The 16,631-nt window shown below is 43.3% G+C and carries 13 protein-coding genes; 12 read left to right on the top strand and 1 reads right to left on the bottom strand.

Annotated elements, in window-relative coordinates; translation table 11 throughout:
* On the top strand, window positions 1-1,056 hold the full coding sequence (gene dinB / locus TI10_RS09340) for a DNA polymerase IV (RefSeq protein ID WP_049583042.1): 1,056 nt from the start codon (window positions 1-3) through the stop codon (window positions 1,054-1,056).
* Window positions 1,057-1,108: 52 nt separating this feature from the next.
* On the opposite strand, the gene pepD is transcribed toward dinB, so the two are convergent.
* A complete protein-coding gene (pepD, locus tag TI10_RS09335; protein ID WP_049583041.1) occupies window positions 1,109-2,569 on the bottom strand; it encodes a beta-Ala-His dipeptidase in 1,461 nt (486 codons plus the stop codon).
* Between the two features lie 349 nt (window positions 2,570-2,918).
* On the opposite strand from pepD, the gene gpt reads away from it, so the two are divergent.
* The 11 genes from gpt to csrA all read left to right on the top strand — a co-directional run bounded on the left by gpt (window position 2,919) and on the right by csrA (window position 16,578).
* Entirely contained in the window at window positions 2,919-3,383 is a 465-nt protein-coding gene (gene gpt, locus TI10_RS09330; protein ID WP_049583040.1) for a xanthine phosphoribosyltransferase, read from the top strand.
* A 24-nt stretch (window positions 3,384-3,407) separates the two neighbouring features.
* The gene (frsA, locus tag TI10_RS09325; protein WP_049583039.1) at window positions 3,408-4,655 is read left to right on the top strand and encodes an esterase FrsA; all 1,248 of its coding nucleotides are present in this window, start codon (window positions 3,408-3,410) and stop codon (window positions 4,653-4,655) included.
* A gap of 196 nt (window positions 4,656-4,851) precedes the next feature.
* Complete coding sequence (proB, locus tag TI10_RS09320) at window positions 4,852-5,955, top strand: glutamate 5-kinase (RefSeq protein ID WP_049583361.1); 1,104 nt, start codon at window positions 4,852-4,854, stop codon at window positions 5,953-5,955.
* Between the two features lie 9 nt (window positions 5,956-5,964).
* Window positions 5,965-7,218, top strand: a complete 1,254-nt coding sequence (proA, locus tag TI10_RS09315) for a glutamate-5-semialdehyde dehydrogenase (protein WP_049583038.1) — start codon at window positions 5,965-5,967, stop codon at window positions 7,216-7,218.
* A gap of 176 nt (window positions 7,219-7,394) precedes the next feature.
* The gene (aroL, locus tag TI10_RS09310; protein ID WP_049583037.1) at window positions 7,395-7,919 is read left to right on the top strand and encodes a shikimate kinase AroL; all 525 of its coding nucleotides are present in this window, start codon (window positions 7,395-7,397) and stop codon (window positions 7,917-7,919) included.
* Between the two features lie 100 nt (window positions 7,920-8,019).
* Window positions 8,020-10,167: a bifunctional acyl-ACP--phospholipid O-acyltransferase/long-chain-fatty-acid--ACP ligase gene (gene aas / locus TI10_RS09305; protein WP_049583036.1), complete on the top strand. Its 2,148-nt coding sequence runs from the start codon at window positions 8,020-8,022 to the stop codon at window positions 10,165-10,167.
* Window positions 10,168-10,214: 47 nt separating this feature from the next.
* Entirely contained in the window at window positions 10,215-11,369 is a 1,155-nt protein-coding gene (gene lplT, locus TI10_RS09300) for a lysophospholipid transporter LplT (protein WP_139180589.1), read from the top strand.
* Window positions 11,370-11,394: 25 nt separating this feature from the next.
* Entirely contained in the window at window positions 11,395-11,940 is a 546-nt protein-coding gene (pncC, locus tag TI10_RS09295; protein WP_049583034.1) for a nicotinamide-nucleotide amidase, read from the top strand.
* A gap of 188 nt (window positions 11,941-12,128) precedes the next feature.
* A complete protein-coding gene (gene recA / locus TI10_RS09290) occupies window positions 12,129-13,196 on the top strand; it encodes a recombinase RecA (RefSeq protein WP_049583033.1) in 1,068 nt (355 codons plus the stop codon).
* 319 nt (window positions 13,197-13,515) lie between these two features.
* Window positions 13,516-16,146, top strand: coding sequence for an alanine--tRNA ligase (gene alaS, locus TI10_RS09285; protein ID WP_049583032.1), 2,631 nt, complete (start codon window positions 13,516-13,518; stop codon window positions 16,144-16,146).
* Between the two features lie 246 nt (window positions 16,147-16,392).
* The gene (gene csrA / locus TI10_RS09280) at window positions 16,393-16,578 is read left to right on the top strand and encodes a carbon storage regulator CsrA (protein WP_002209449.1); all 186 of its coding nucleotides are present in this window, start codon (window positions 16,393-16,395) and stop codon (window positions 16,576-16,578) included.
* The last annotated feature ends 53 nt before the right edge of the window (window positions 16,579-16,631 follow it).

The following is a 16,631-nucleotide window of genomic DNA, read 5'->3' as shown; positions in this document are numbered from 1 at the left end:
ATGCGCAAGATTATTCATATTGATATGGATTGTTTCTACGCAGCTATTGAAATGCGTGATGATCCGTCACTTCGTCATATTCCCATTGCGGTGGGCGGCAGTGCAGACAAGCGGGGCGTTATTAGTACAGCTAATTATCCTGCCCGTCGTTTTGGGGTGCGTAGTGCAATGTCTACTGCAATGGCGCTGAAACTCTGTCCTCAGCTTAAAGTTCTTCCGGGGCGTATGGCGCTGTATAGGGAAGTTTCCCAGCATATTCGTCAGATATTTTCTCGTTATACTGAGTGGATAGAGCCTCTGTCGTTAGATGAAGCTTATCTGGATGTTACTGATAGCCATCATTGTTATGGATCTGCCACGCTTATCGCACAGGAAATCCGTAAATCCATTTTTGATGAATTACAATTGACGGCATCAGCCGGTATTGCACCGGTGAAATTTTTGGCAAAAATCGCTTCTGATATTAATAAACCAAATGGGCAATATGTCATTCCGCCTGATCGAGTGGCTGATTTTGTTAAGATTTTGCCTTTGGGAAAAATTCCTGGGGTTGGCAAAGTCATGGTGCAACGGCTGACTAATATGGGGCTGGAAACCTGTTCTGATGTACAAAAATATGACGTCATTGTTTTGATAAAACAGTTGGGGAAATTTGGTCAGGTACTTTGGAATCGTTGTCACGGGGTTGATGAACGATTGGTGAATCCAGATCGTCTGCGAAAATCAATTGGTGTGGAGCGGACACTTACGAGAGATATTCATCAATGGGAACAGTGCACTGAACTGATAGAGAGTTTATATCTGGAATTGGAAAAACGATTGAGTAACGTTAAACCTGATCTGCGGATTGCCCATCAAGGGGTTAAATTGAAATTTGATGATTTTCAATTAACAACTCAGGAGCATGTTCATCCACTATTGGATAAGCAGGATTTACTGCAATTGGCCCAGAAAACATGGACATCTCGCCGGGAAGGGCGCGGCGTTCGTTTGGTTGGTTTGCACGTGACTTTGCAGGACCCAGAAATTGAGCGGCAACTCTTACTTGAATGGTAACTTGCTTGAATGGTAATTCCCCTGCCATCACATCGAGGCAGGGGAGAACTGATTAAGCCTTTTCAGGAATGGCTTTCAAGACTGCGGTCAGCAGTTGCCAGTATTGCCCAACACTCTTAATGTGAACTTGTTCGTCAGGGGAGTGAGCGCCGGTGATAGTTGGCCCGATAGATACCATATCCATATCAGGATAAGGTTTTTTAAACAGGCCACATTCCAATCCTGCGTGGATCACCATAATGTTGGGTGTTTTATCGAACAGTTGTTGATAAGTTTCCTGTACCAAATGCATTACTGGAGAATTTGCATCTGGCTGCCAGCCGGGATAGTCGCCTTTAGCGGAAATCTCAGCCTTTGATAGTTTAGCCAGCGAAGAGAGCATACCTATGACATAGGACTTGCCGCTGTCGATAAGCGAACGGATTAAGCAAATAATATTGACTTTATCTTGTTCCATTGCCACAACACCCACGTTTAGTGAGGTTTCTACTACACCTTTGATGACGTCACTCATGCGGATAACACCATTAGGTGCGCTGTTTAGCAGAGAGATAAAACGGTTTTGGCAGTCATCAGTTAATGCCTGAATATTGGTTTCAACCTCTTCCAGCAAGACAGTCAGGTTTTTCTCAACGATGGCATATTCATTTTTCAGTATGCCTAAGTATTTGTCTTTCAATTGGGTAAGTTGTTCTGCTTTATCGGCAGGGATAGCAACAATAACATGACCTTCGCGCGGAATAGCATTACGCAGTGTACCGCCTTGGAAGTCGAGTAGTTTTAGCGCCAATTCCTGAGTATGGGCAGCCAGGAAGCGTGCCAGTAGTTTGTTGGCATTACCCAGTCCTAAATGAATATCACAACCGGAATGACCGCCTTTTAGACCTTTGATTGTCAGTTTTACTGTTTTGTAGTTAGCCGGAACCGCTTCACGAGTCAGTGCTAAAGTGGTGGTGAAATCAATACCGCCAGCACACCCCATGTAGATTTCGCCTTCTTCTTCTGAATCGGTATTGATTAAGATATCAGCTTGCAGCCAACCCGGTTGCAGGCCAAAAGCGCCATCCATGCCGGTTTCTTCCGTCATGGTCAATAAAACTTCTAGCGGGCCATGTTTTACATTGTCATCAGCCAGTACAGCCAACGCTGACGCCAGGCCAATACCATTATCGGCCCCCAGTGTTGTACCTTGGGCAGTAACCCATTCACCATCAATATAAGGACGGATAGGATCTTTGGTGAAGTCATGCACCGTATCGTTGTTTTTCTGCGGCACCATATCAAGATGTGCTTGCAGAACAACTGCTTTACGATTTTCCAAGCCTTTACTGGCTGGCTTTCTGATCAGAATATTGCCAACCTGATCACGTTCAACATGCAATCCTTTCTCTTGCGCCCATTGCACAATGTGAGTCGCCAGCGCTTCTTCATGATGAGAAGGGTGAGGAATAGAGCAGATTTTGGCAAAGATGTCCCATAGAGGTTGAGGGGATAATTGTGATAGTTCTGACACGACGAATCTCCTATGACTGCATCTCAATTAAGTTTCTATACCCGTTATCTTTCAAGTTGCCTCTTTGTTGGCTGCGCTCACTCACCCCGGTCACATAGTTATCTATGCTCCCGGGGATTCGCTCTCTTGCCGTCGCGATGCATCTTGAAATCCATAGGGTATATATGATGAGCGCTTAACGCCATGATGTTATTGGGCTCAGAATACCACTTTACTTTTGTTAAGAATAATACGATTCATTGATTCCCTGTTTCCGCTAGTTTTTACAGACCTAAGTCACTATAATTCGCGCAACTTTTTTTGCTAGATGCTTTTCTAAGGTATTCTTAAGTTGTCGGGATCAATTTCTATGAGCGAAAAATATGTCGTAACCTGGGATATGTTGCAAATACATGCCCGTAAATTGGCGCAACGTTTACTCCCTGTCGAACAGTGGAAAGGCATCATTGCCGTTAGTCGCGGTGGTCTTGTACCTGGCGCGCTTTTAGCGCGTGAATTGGGTGTTCGTCATGTCGATACAGTTTGTATTTCCAGCTATGACCATAACAATCAACGTGAACTACAAATTCTGAAAAAAGCAGAAGGTGATGGTGAAGGTTTCATCGTTGTGGATGATTTGGTTGATACTGGCGGAACCGCTCAAGCCATCCGTGAAATGTATCCCAAAGCCCATTTTGTGACTATCTTTGCAAAACCGGCAGGTCGCCCTCTGGTTGATGATTATATTGTTGATATTCCTCAAGATACTTGGATCGAGCAACCCTGGGATATGGGTGTCGTATTCGTTCCGCCAATTTGTGAAGGTAAATTGTGAAGGTAAATAAAATCAGCATTTGTTATGGCAAACCAGAACCTTTCAGAATCACTTTTTAAGCCAAGGCAAAAACATCAGGAAACTTCCACGCTGGTAAAACACCGCCATCCCCGATTAATTGCGGGTAATTACAGTACGTTGGATGGCAACAGTCATGGTAGCTGGTATCGCATGATTAACCGGCTGATGTGGATTTGGCGAGGAATTGATCCGTTTGAGATAGAAGAAGTGTTGTGCCGGATTGCCATGACAAACGCGCAGCGTAGTGATGATAATTTACTGGATACTGTGATTGGGTATCGTAAAGGTAACTGGGTTTTTGAGTGGTCACATCAGGCGATGTTGTGGCGACAGAAAGCGTTGCGGGCAGAGCAGAGTCCAGAAGCCGGCGATTTCTGGTTGAAAGCGGCTAACTTGTATAGTATTGCCGGTTATCCCCATCTTAAGGGGGATGAGTTGTCTCAGCAGGCCGTTATTTTAGCCAATAAAGCTTATGAAAATGCGGCTCGTTGCTCTGGCTATCAGTTGAGGAAAATAGAGTTCAAACTCAAGGAAGGGGGTTATGTGACCGGTTTCCTTCATCTGCCTCAGCAATTGCAAAGACCTTCTCCAACGATTTTGGTTTGTGGCAGTTTGGATAATTTGCAAAGCGATTATTATCGGCTATTCCGTGATTATCTGGCGCCGCTTGGATTTGCGATGTTAACTGTGGATATGCCCTCGATTGGTTACTCTTCACGTTTGAGGCTGACACAGGATACCTGTATTCTCCATCAACAAATAATCCATCAACTGGATGAAATTCCTTGGATCGACCACACCAGGATTGGCCTCTTTGGCTTTCGCTTTGGCGCCAATGTTGCTGTCCGGTTGGCCTATTTGGAATCTAAACGTATCAAGGGCGTTGCAACTCTTGGCGCTATCGTTCATGAGTGGCTCAATAGTGTTGAACGCCAACAAAATTCACCTTCGATGTACCTTGATATGTTTGCGAGCAGATTGGGTATTTATAATGTGGATGAAAATGCATTTCGCCTCGAACTCGGTTGTTACTCCCTTAAAAAACAAGGTTTGTTAGGCCGGCGTTGTTCCGTTCCTATGTTAGCGGGTTATTGGCAGAATGATATTTTCAGCCCGAAAGAAGAATCTAAGCTGATAGCAATGTCATCAGTAGATAGTAAATTACTGGCTATTCCGACAACGCCTGTTTATAACAGTTTCAATAAGGCGTTACGGGAGATTAGTCAATGGTTGAAAAATAAAGTCTGTTAATGAAATTTCCGTTACTTGTTGATTATTAACTGCTTTATTTTATAAAGATTTCATGCGCTTTTGGGCGAAGTGAACAATATAAGTTTGTTCTAAACCCTATTTTTTCGATTTAGCATTATGTCTGTTGGCATAATGCTTCTCTCCTGTTAAAACTGAGCACTGTTTTTTTCAATTTAAATCTAATGGCAAAAATATGATGAATAGCAGCCAAACATTGGTTGTGAAACTGGGGACAAGTGTACTTACAGGCGGCTCTCGTCGCCTGAATCGAGCTCATATTGTAGAACTGGTAAGGCAATGCGCTCAGCAACATGAAAAAGGTCATCGCATTATTATTGTGACTTCCGGTGCTATTGCGGCAGGGAGGGAGCATTTGGGCTATCCGGATCTACCTGCAACAATTGCATCCAAGCAATTGCTGGCGGCGGTCGGTCAAAGCCGGTTGATTCAGTTGTGGGAGCAGCTCTTTTCTATTTATGGTATCCATGTTGGGCAAATGTTATTGACTCGGGCGGATTTAGAAGATCGCGAACGTTTTTTAAATGCCAGAGATACCTTACAGGCTTTACTCGATAATCGTATTGTGCCTGTAATTAATGAGAATGATGCAGTTGCGACGGCGGAAATTAAAGTTGGCGATAATGATAATTTATCTGCATTAGCAGCAATTCTGGGTGGAGCAGATAAACTATTATTGCTGACGGATATTGAAGGGCTGTATACCGCTGATCCGCGTAACAATCCAGACGCAAAACTTATCCCGGAAATTTATGACATCAGCGATGAATTACGTATGGTTGCCGGTGATAGCATTTCGGGTTTAGGGACGGGAGGAATGGCAACTAAACTTCAAGCTGCGGGAATTGCAGGTCGCGCTGGTATTGATGTCATTATTGCCGCGGGTAATAAACCTGATGTTATCTCTGATGTCATTGAAGGTAATCCGGTAGGTACTCGCTTTCATGGGTTGGAAAGCCCGATGGAAAATCGTAAGCGTTGGATTTTTGGCGCCCCTCCAGCGGGTGAAATTATTGTAGATCATGGCGCTGAAACAGCAATCTGCGAAAAAGGCAGCTCTTTATTACCGAAAGGGATTAAAAATATTAAAGGTGATTTCTCCCGTGGAGAGGTTATCTGCATTCGTAGTCTGTCTGGTAAGGATTTGGCACATGGTGTTTGCCGTTATAACAGTGATGCTCTACGTTTAATTGCAGGCCGCCATTCACAACAGATAAGCCAAATTCTCGGTTATGAATATGGTGCTGTTGCGGTTCATCGTGATGACATGATCGTGAGTTAAGGATTCATAATGTTAGAACAAATGGGAAAGGCTGCCAGGGAAGCTGCATGGCAACTGGCACAGCTAAGTACAAAACAGAAAAATCAGGCATTAATCCGCATTGCAGACTTGCTAGAGCAGGAAAGTGCAATCATTCTTGAAGCTAATCAGCTTGATATGGCTCAGGCCCGTGAACAGGGCATGAGTGAAGCATTGTTGGATCGTCTGTTATTGACGCCGGAACGTTTGACCGCGATAGCTCATGATGTTCGTCGGGTATGTCGTTTATCTGACCCGGTAGGGGAAGTCATTGATGGCAGTTTGCTTGACAGTGGCTTGAAATTGGAGCGCCGCCGTGTACCGCTAGGTGTGGTCGGGGTGATTTATGAAGCCCGCCCTAATGTCACTATCGATGTTGCATCTCTGTGTTTGAAAACCGGTAATGCGGTTATTTTGCGTGGTGGTAAAGAGACTCATAACACCAATCAAGCGACAGTGAAAGTCATTCAGCAGGCGCTTGAACAGAGTGGATTGCCTACCGCAGCCGTGCAGGCGATAGATAAACCGGACCGTGAGTTAGTCATTCAGCTACTGAAAATGGATCGCTATGTGGATATGTTGATTCCACGTGGTGGCGCAGGGTTGCATAAGTTGTGCCGTGAGCAATCGACCATTCCAGTTATTACGGGTGGAATTGGCGTTTGTCATACCTTTGTCGATGAAAGTGCTGATTTTGATAAGGCATTAACTGTAATCACTAATGCTAAGGTACAACGCCCAAGCGCCTGTAATGCTTTGGAAACTTTGCTGGTACATCAGAAGATTGCGGCTGATTTTCTGCCGGTATTGAGCAAGAGTATGGAAGCGCAGGGGGTTACTCTGCATGCGAGTAAATCAGCAATGGCGTTTTTGAAAGATGGGCCTGCTAAGGTCGTGGATGTTACAGAAGCAGATTACCGTGATGAGTGGTTATCTCTGGATATGAATGTGGAAATTGTCAGTGATATGGGGCAGGCAATTGATCATATTCGTACATATGGTACGTCTCATTCTGATGCTATTTTGACTCAATCTTTATACAATGCTGACTATTTTGTTCGTCAGGTTGATTCTGCCGCGGTTTATGTGAATGCTAGCACTCGCTTTACTGATGGCGGTCAGTTTGGCTTGGGAGCGGAAGTTGCCGTTAGCACGCAAAAACTGCATTCCCGTGGTCCAATGGGATTAGATGCGCTGACTACGTATAAATGGATTGGTTATGGAGATGATTTAATCCGTAAGTAATTTGTTTATTGTTACCCTGGAAGCGTGTCTGATGATATTGAAGTTTCGGAAAGATCATGCTTTTGGGGTAGCTTTTACCGTATATGTTAACTTTTAATTTTACGTTGATGTAAAGTTCTGGTTACTATAGGCGGTAATATATTTTTAACGATGAAACTTATCAAGGATATCAGGCAGTGAACCAAATATTGTTTATTGTAGGTGCACGTGGGGCAGGAAAAACGACGGTTGGAAAATTATTAGCCAATGAATTATCGTACACATTTATTGACACTGATCACCATATCCAACAAACCAGTAACATGACTATTGCAGATATTGTTAGCCAGCAAGGATGGCAACAATTTCGGCAATTAGAAAGCCAAGCTTTACAACAAGTTAGTCAAAGCAATCGCGTTATTTCTACCGGTGGAGGGATTATTCTTTCCGCTGAAAATCGCCAATATATGCGACAAAATGGCACGGTGATTTATCTTCAAGCTTCAGCGAGCATTTTGGCTGAGCGATTAATGCAGCAACCAGAAAATACCCAGCGTCCTAGTTTAACGGGAAAATCTATTGTTGAAGAGATGGAGGAAGTGCTTGCCGCCAGAGAGAATCTCTACTGTGAGTGTGCAAATCATATTATTAATGCGCAACTTTCACCGGAAAAAATTACAGCTTATGTGAAAGAAATGATTCTTTCTGGAATAATCTCCTGACACTATTTTAGTATTCTTTATTAAAGAGATAGGAATATTACAGAGTCGAATGATAAATAGTATCTTCTATTTATTTTTTCAAATGGGTTGAGATACGAATATGTTGTTTAAATTTCTAAGGCTTGTTTTTCGTTTAATGTTTCGTTTAACAGTAGAAGGAGATATTAAACAATTTAACCACCCCAAATGTCTTATCACGCCTAATCATGTCTCTTTTCTTGATGGTGTTTTGCTGACACTTTTCTTACCGGTCAAACCAGTATTTGCTGTCTATTCCAATATTGCAAATCGTGGTTTTATGAAACTGGTAAGGCGCTATGTTGAAATAGCTCCTTTGGACCCAATAAATCCAATGGCTATCAGGGTTCTGGTTAAGGAAATAGAAAAAGGGCGACCAATAGTTATTTTTCCTGAAGGAAGAATCACGGTTACCGGTTCTTTGATGAAAATCTATGATGGAGCGGCTTTTATTGCCGCGATGTCAGAAGCTACTGTGGTTCCTGTTCGCATTGAAGGGCTGGAAAGAACCGTATTCAGCCGATTAAAAGGTATTTTCAAACTTCACCTTTTTCCGAAGGTGACTATGAAAATCTTGCCTGCGGTACAATTGCCGATGCCGGATGTGCCTGGTTCGGAGCAACGACGTCGTTTAGCCGGTGAGCGTTTGCATGAAATAATGATGAATGCACGAATGGCGACCCGCCCGCAAGAAACAATATTTGAATCTTTACTGGCCGCACGCAAACAATTTGGTCGTTTTAAACCCTGTATTGAAGATGTTTCTCTTAAAGAAGAGAGTTATAACAGTCTGCTTAAAAAAGCACTGACTGCCAGCCGTATTTTGCAGCGTTTTACCTGCCAGGGGGAACGGATAGGTTTTCTTTTACCTAATGCCACTATTATGGTAGCTGCGATATTCGGGGCATCTTTGAGAGGAAGAATACCAGCTTTATTAAACTATACAGCCGACAGTCATGGATTGAAAAATGCGGTAGCGATTGCCAGTATTAAAACTATTGTGACTTCCCGGCAATTTCTGGAAAAGGAGCGATTAACACATTTATCCGAGCAGGTTACGGAGGTTAACTGGGTTTATCTTGAGGATTTGGAAGGTACAGTGACTTTTCAGGATAAATTATGGGTCTTGTGGCACCTCTTTTTTCCGAAGCAAGCGATGGCGGCGCAAAAACCAGATGATGATGCTTTGGTACTATTTACGTCCAGTTCAGAAGCTGTATCAAAAGGTGTAGTTCATAGTCACGCGAGTTTGTTAGCCAATGTGGAACAGATAAAAACCATTACTGATTTCAATCCACTTGACCGTTTTATGTCTTCTTTACCGCTATTTCATGCATTTGGGTTGACTGTTGGTTTATTCACTCCGCTATTGTCTGGTAGCCGGATATTCCTCTACCCAAACCCATTGCATTATCGGATAGTGCCAGAAATGGTATATGAATGTAACTGTACCGTATTATTGGGGACATCCACTTTCCTGGAGAATTATGCCTATTTTGCTCATCCGTATGATTTTGCGCGTCTTCGTTGTGTTATAGCTGGTGTTGAAAAGCTCGCTGAAAATACGAAACAGATTTGGCAAGATAAATTCGGTATTCGCATTTTAGAAGGATACAGCATGACAGAATGTGCGCCTGTTATCGCATTGAATGTGCCGATGATGGCTAAGGTCGGTACTGTTGGGCGGATTTTGCCGGCAATGGAATCCCGTTTGATTCCGATAGCAGGAATTAAGAAGGGGGGGCGTTTGCAGCTACGTGGCCCGAATATGATGAAAGGGTATCTGAGCGTTGAAAATCCAAATCATTTAGAACCACCCGCGGCAAAAGATGAGCATGGGAATATTCAGTTTGATTGGTTCGATACTGGAGACATTGTTTCAATTGATGAACAGGGATTCTGTACTATTCTTGGTCGGGGGAAATGTTTTGCTAAACAGGAAGAAATTGTGTCATTGGAAAGTATGGAGCGACTTGCATTGAAAGTCTCTCCTGATGCCATACATGTTGCTACCGTTAAGAACGGCCATAGCGAAGGGGAAATATTGGTGTTGTTCACCACCGATTCGCAACTGAAATATTCATCAATGTGTCAAGCTGCTCAGGAAATGGGTATCCCAGAGTTAGCAATCCCCTGTGATATTCGTTATGTGAAATCATTGCCGGCGCTTGACAGTGGTAAACCCGATTTTGTCACTTTGTGTAAAATAGCCGAAGCTGAACAGGAATAATCATCGTGAATACATCTTCCGTTGTTCAACCGCTATTAACCCGTGGCATGAAAGCCGTATTGGTGTCGCAGTTTTTTTCAGCTTTTGCCGATAATGCGCTGTTGTTTGCGATCCTGGCGCAATTGAAAGCCCAGTTTTATCCTGACTGGAGCCAGCCGATATTACAGATAGTGTTTGTTTTGGCATATATCCTATTGGCGCCTTTTGTGGGGCAAATTGCCGATCGTTTCCCGAAAGATCGTGTGATGTTATTTGCTAATAGCCTCAAGTTGTTGGGCGCGTTTATTATCTGCCTGGGATACGATCCATTTCTGGGTTATACCTTGGTGGGAGTGGGGGCTGCATCATATTCACCGGCTAAATACGGAATCTTGGTTGAACTGACCGATGGTGACCGCTTAGTAAAAGCTAATGGTTTGATGGAGGCTTCAACGATAATTGCTATTCTTACGGGCTCTGTTGCTGGCGGTTTTTTGTCTGATTGGAACCTGGCTGTCGCATTGCTTGTTTGTGCGCTGATGTATGGTATCGCTGTTGTCGCTAATTTCTTTATCCCCCGATTCTCGGCTGTACGTCAGGATAAGGGCTGGAATCTGAAAAAGATGCTGACAGACTTTGCTTCATCTTGTTGTATTCTTTGGCATAACAAAGGAGCTCGATTTTCTTTAATTGGCACCAGTTTGTTCTGGGGAGCGGGTATAACAATGAGATTCTTATTGGTCTTATGGGTACCTGTTGTTCTGGGAATTTCTGACAATAGCACGCCGACAATACTTAATGTGATGGTTGCTGTCGGCATTATTATTGGCGCCGGTGTTGCTGCCCGTTTCATCACCCTTAAAACAGTCCACCGTTGTATGCTTGCTGGTGTCTTAATCGGCGTGATGGTGGTCATCTTTGCTGTTCAGCAAAATATTTGGGTTTCCCACATCTTATTAATCATTCTCGGTATTTTTGGCGGTTTGTTTATTGTTCCACTGAATGCATTATTGCAGGAAAGCGGCAGACAAACGATTGGGGTCGGTTATGCAATCGCAGTGCAGAATTTGGGTGAGAATATCGCCATGTTATTGATGCTTGGCTTGTACTCATTGGTTATTAAAATAGGCATCCCGGTTGTTACAACAGGGATAGGCTTTGGTACTCTGTTGGCGTTGACAATCACGAGTTTGTGGATTTGGAACCGGTTTCAAAGAAATTGATCTTTTACCGGATAAAGAGTGTGTTATGAGTGAAAAAATTTCGACTCAGCTTAGTATTGAACTGGGAGAGAAACTGAGACAGCACAAACTGTGGGTGACTTGTGCCGAATCTTGCACCGGTGGCTGGTTGGCGAAGACCATTTCAGATATTGCTGGCAGCTCTGCTTATTTTGATCGAAGCTTTGTGACATACAGTAATAAAGCTAAGCATCAGATGCTTGGCGTGTCAGAAGCCGTTTTACAGCAATATGGGGCTGTTAGTGAACAGGTTGTGAGAGAAATGGCCGCAGGAGCGCTGAAAGCCGCGCAGGCAGATCTGGCGGTTTCGGTCAGCGGCATTGCCGGGCCTGATGGCGGCAGCGAAGAAAAACCTGTTGGCACCGTGTGGTTCGGATTTGCATATCTAACGGTAAATGGGGTAGAAGTTGTGTCCCGCCATTGTTGTTTTAACGGTGACCGAGATGAAGTACGCCTTCAAGCTGTCATTTATTCTCTGAAAACATTGTTATCAGAGATTATATACCCTATGGATTTCAAGATGCATCGCGACGGCAAGGGAGCGAATCCTTGAGAGCATAGCTGACTATGTGACTAGGGTGAGCGAGTGCAGCCAACAAAGAGGCAGTTTGAAAGATAACGGGTATAAAAAATTAACTTGATGCTGTATGATTATACAGTATAATTGCAAACAATGTTTTAGTATCAGAAATTATTCATCGGCAGTGAGAGAGCCCTTTCATTGCTTACGAGGGAGTAAAAATGGCTATTGATGAAAATAAACAAAAAGCACTAGCAGCGGCGCTAGGCCAAATTGAAAAGCAGTTTGGCAAAGGTTCCATCATGCGTTTGGGCGAAGATCGTTCAATGGACGTTGAAACTATCTCCACGGGTTCATTGTCGCTGGATATTGCATTAGGCGCTGGCGGCCTGCCGATGGGGCGTATTGTTGAAATCTATGGCCCGGAATCTTCTGGTAAGACAACGCTGACATTACAGGTTATTGCCGCAGCACAACGTGAAGGTAAAACCTGTGCGTTTATTGATGCTGAACACGCTCTTGATCCTATCTATGCTAAGAAGTTGGGTGTTGATATTGATAATCTGTTGTGTTCTCAACCCGATACGGGGGAACAGGCTCTTGAGATCTGTGATGCGTTGACACGTTCCGGCGCTGTTGATGTGATTATCGTAGACTCCGTTGCTGCTTTAACGCCGAAAGCCGAAATAGAAGGGGAAATTGGCGATTCTCATATGGGGCTGGCAGCTCGAATGATGAGTCAGGCAATGCGCAAACTGGCCGGCAACTTGAAAAGTTCCAATACGTTGTTGATCTTTATCAATCAGATTCGCATGAAAATTGGCGTCATGTTCGGTAACCCTGAAACAACAACCGGTGGTAACGCGCTGAAATTCTATGCTTCTGTTCGTCTGGATATTCGCCGCATTGGTTCTGTGAAAAATGGCGAAGAGGTTGTTGGTAGCGAGACCCGTGTTAAGGTAGTAAAAAACAAAGTGGCAGCGCCATTTAAGCAAGCAGAATTCCAGATTATGTATGGCGAAGGCATTAACACTTATGGTGAATTAATCGATTTAGGTGTGAAGCATAAACTGGTGGAAAAAGCAGGAGCATGGTACAGCTATAATGGCGATAAAATTGGTCAAGGCAAAGCGAATGCTACCATCTACCTGAAAGAGCACCCTGAAATTTCTACTGAACTGGATAAAAAATTACGTGAAATGCTGTTGAATAATGCCGGTGAATTCAGTAGTGCTGCTTCTGATTACGAAGGTGATGAAAACGAAGAGATGAATAACGAAGAATTCTAATCTAACTAATTATATCGGTAGTTTGTATTCTCGTATTAAAGCTGTAAAAGTTTTGTCATCAAACTTATACCGCGTTAATAATGACGCGGTTTCTTCTCTCAGAAAGCGAGTATTATCCATATTATGCGATCATGCTTTCAGAAAATACCCAGACGATTTACAATGCTGCCAGCGAATGGATGTATCTGGGATTTTACTTCTAATAGAAGAACTTTTATCTTATCCCCACTTTGTTTATTCGTGAGTTGAAAATAGGTGATGGAATATCCCGCCTAACCAATTCATAAATCTGTTTTTCCAGCTTGATTTCGGGACAATTATGAGCAAAAGCACCGCTGAGATCCGTCAAGCGTTTCTCGACTTTTTTCATACTAAAGGGCATCAAATCGTACCAAGTAGTTCTTTGGCGCCAAATAATGACCCAACACTGCTGTTTACCAACGCAGGGATGAACCAGTTTAAGGATGTCTTTCTTGGACAGGACAAGAGATCTTATTCCCGAGCAACAACTGCTCAGCGTTGTGTTCGTGCCGGTGGTAAACATAACGATTTAGAAAATGTAGGTTACACCGCACGCCATCATACTTTTTTTGAGATGCTCGGTAATTTCAGTTTTGGTGACTATTTCAAACATGATGCTATTAGTTATGCTTGGGAACTTCTGACTGGCAAAGATTGGTTCAATTTGTCTAAAGAAAAATTATGGGTGACTGTCTATCAGACAGATGATGAAGCCTATGATATTTGGAAGAATGAAATCGGAATACCAGCAGAAAGAATTATCCGCATTGGTGATAACAAAGGTGCGCCTTATGCATCAGATAACTTCTGGCAAATGGGTGATACCGGTCCTTGCGGTCCTTGCACTGAAATTTTTTATGATCATGGCGAACATATCTGGGGTGGACCGCCAGGAAGCCCAGAGGAAGATGGCGACAGATATATTGAAATCTGGAATATCGTCTTTATGCAGTTCAACCGTCATGCTGATGGCACGATGGAGCCGTTGCCAAAACCATCAGTAGATACGGGTATGGGGCTGGAGCGGATCGCCGCTGTATTGCAGCACGTCAATTCTAACTATGAGACCGATCTGTTCCGTGATTTGATTACAGTTGTTGCTAATGTCACTGGTGATACAGATGATCTGAGTAATAAATCTCTGCGGGTGATTGCTGATCACATTCGTTCATGTGCATTTTTGATTTGTGATGGTGTTGTTCCTTCTAATGAAAACCGTGGTTATGTTCTGCGTCGTATTATCCGCCGAGCTATTCGTCACGGAAACATGTTGGGGGCTAAAGATACCTTCTTCTACAAACTGGTTGCCCCATTGATAGACGTGATGGGCGCTGCGGGAGAAGAGCTTAAACGCCAGCAAACAATTGTTGAGCAGATTTTGAAAACAGAAGAAGAGCAGTTTGCTCGTACTCTGGAACGTGGTCTTCAGTTGTTAGACGATGAACTGGCAAAACTATCCGGCGATATTCTGGATGGTGAAACGGCTTTCCGTCTGTATGATACCTATGGTTTCCCTGTGGATTTAACTGCTGATGTTTGCCGTGAGCGTAATATTAGCGTTGATGAAGCGGGATTTGCAGCGGCAATGGAAAATCAGCGTCGTCGTGCTCGCGAATCAAGTGGTTTCGGTACCGATTATAATGAATTGATCAAAGTTGATGAACGCAGTGATTTCTCTGGTTACGATCATAACGAACAGCAGGCAATAGTAACTGCTATTTTCCGTAATGGTGAATCAGTCAATCAAATTCAAGCGGGCGAAGAAGCGATTGTTATACTGGATAAGACTGCTTTTTATGCTGAGTCCGGTGGACAAGTTGGCGACTCGGGTATTCTGAGTAATACCGATTGTGCTTTTTGTGTTATTGATACACAAAAATATGGTCAGGCTATCGGTCATATTGGTAAGCTTGAAAAAGGTACCTTGAGTGTAAACCATAACATCAATGCGGTTATTGATATTGAACGTCGTGATGCAATTCGTTTGAATCACTCAGCAACCCATCTGTTACATGCTGCGTTACGTCAAATTTTGGGTGAGCACGTATCACAGAAAGGCTCTCTGGTTAACGATAAATACCTTCGCTTTGATTTTTCTCACTTTGAAGCGATGAAACCAGAACAGATCCGTCAGGTTGAGGATTTGGTTAATGCCGAAGTTCGTCAAAATTCACCTGTTGTTACTGAATTGATGGATCTGGAAGCAGCAAAAACTAAAGGTGCGATGGCACTGTTTGGTGAAAAATACGAAGAACAAGTCCGTGTACTGTCAATGGGGAGTTTTTCCACTGAATTATGTGGAGGGACTCATACAAATCGTACCGGTGATATTGGCTTGTTCCGTATTATTGCTGAATCTGGAACGGCTGCGGGTATCCGTAGGATCGAAGCGATTACAGGTAAAAAAGCGTTGGAGTCTGTACATCAACAGGTTGATTTAATTCAGGATATTGCTCAATTAGTGAAAAGTGATATTCATAGCCTGAGTGAAAAAGTACGGGTGACGTTGGATAGAACCAAAGCGTTGGAAAAAGAGCTTCAACAGCTTAAAGATCAACAGGCTGCACAAGAGAGCTCTTCTTTAGCAAGTAAAGCGAAAGAAGTGAAGGGCGTGAAGTTGCTGGTCAGTCAGCTAAGCAATACAGAACCGAAGATGTTGAGAACGATGGTTGATGATCTAAAAAATCAACTAGATTCAGCGATTATTGTGCTTTCCACTATAAGTGATGATAAAGTCAGCTTAATTGTTGGTGTCACAAAGGATCTGACTGCTAAAATAAAAGCAGGTGAGTTAATTTCTTCTGTAGCTCAGCAAATCGGTGGTAAAGGCGGTGGTCGCCCTGATATGGCCCAGGCAGGTGGTTCTGATGTTGAAGCGTTGCCTTCTGCTTTGGATAGCGTGGAAGAGTGGGTAGCATCGCGGCTATAAGCGATATTACCTGAGTTTAAAGGGCATCATAGCGTTGTTTTTATGGTGCCTTGAAATCTTGTTGTGAAATTGTTAAAAGGTTAAGCGCATATTTATTTATTTTGGCTAAACTATATAGGTAGGAAATGCGCTTAAAATTGCTTATACTTTAAGCATATACCATTGTTTTACGTTTTCACGGTGTTTGATGGATAATAGCGGGGAAACCGAAAGACCCGACTCTTTTAAATTTTCAAGGAGCAAAGAATGCTTATTCTGACTCGTCGAGTTGGTGAAACGCTCATGATAGGCGATGAGGTAACAGTTACAGTACTGGGGGTTAAAGGTAACCAAGTTCGTATTGGTGTAAATGCTCCTAAAGAAGTTTCTGTTCACCGTGAAGAAATTTATCAGCGGATTCAGGCCGAAAAGTCTCAGCCAACAACTTACTGACTCTAAGTTGGCGTCCTATCTCTGTCAGAACCGGGCGCCATTTTTGAGGGATC

The sequence above is a fragment of the Photorhabdus luminescens subsp. luminescens genome (assembly GCF_001083805.1).
GTDB lineage: Bacteria > Pseudomonadota > Gammaproteobacteria > Enterobacterales > Enterobacteriaceae > Photorhabdus > Photorhabdus luminescens.
This window is presented reverse-complemented; position numbering and strand designations above follow the sequence as displayed.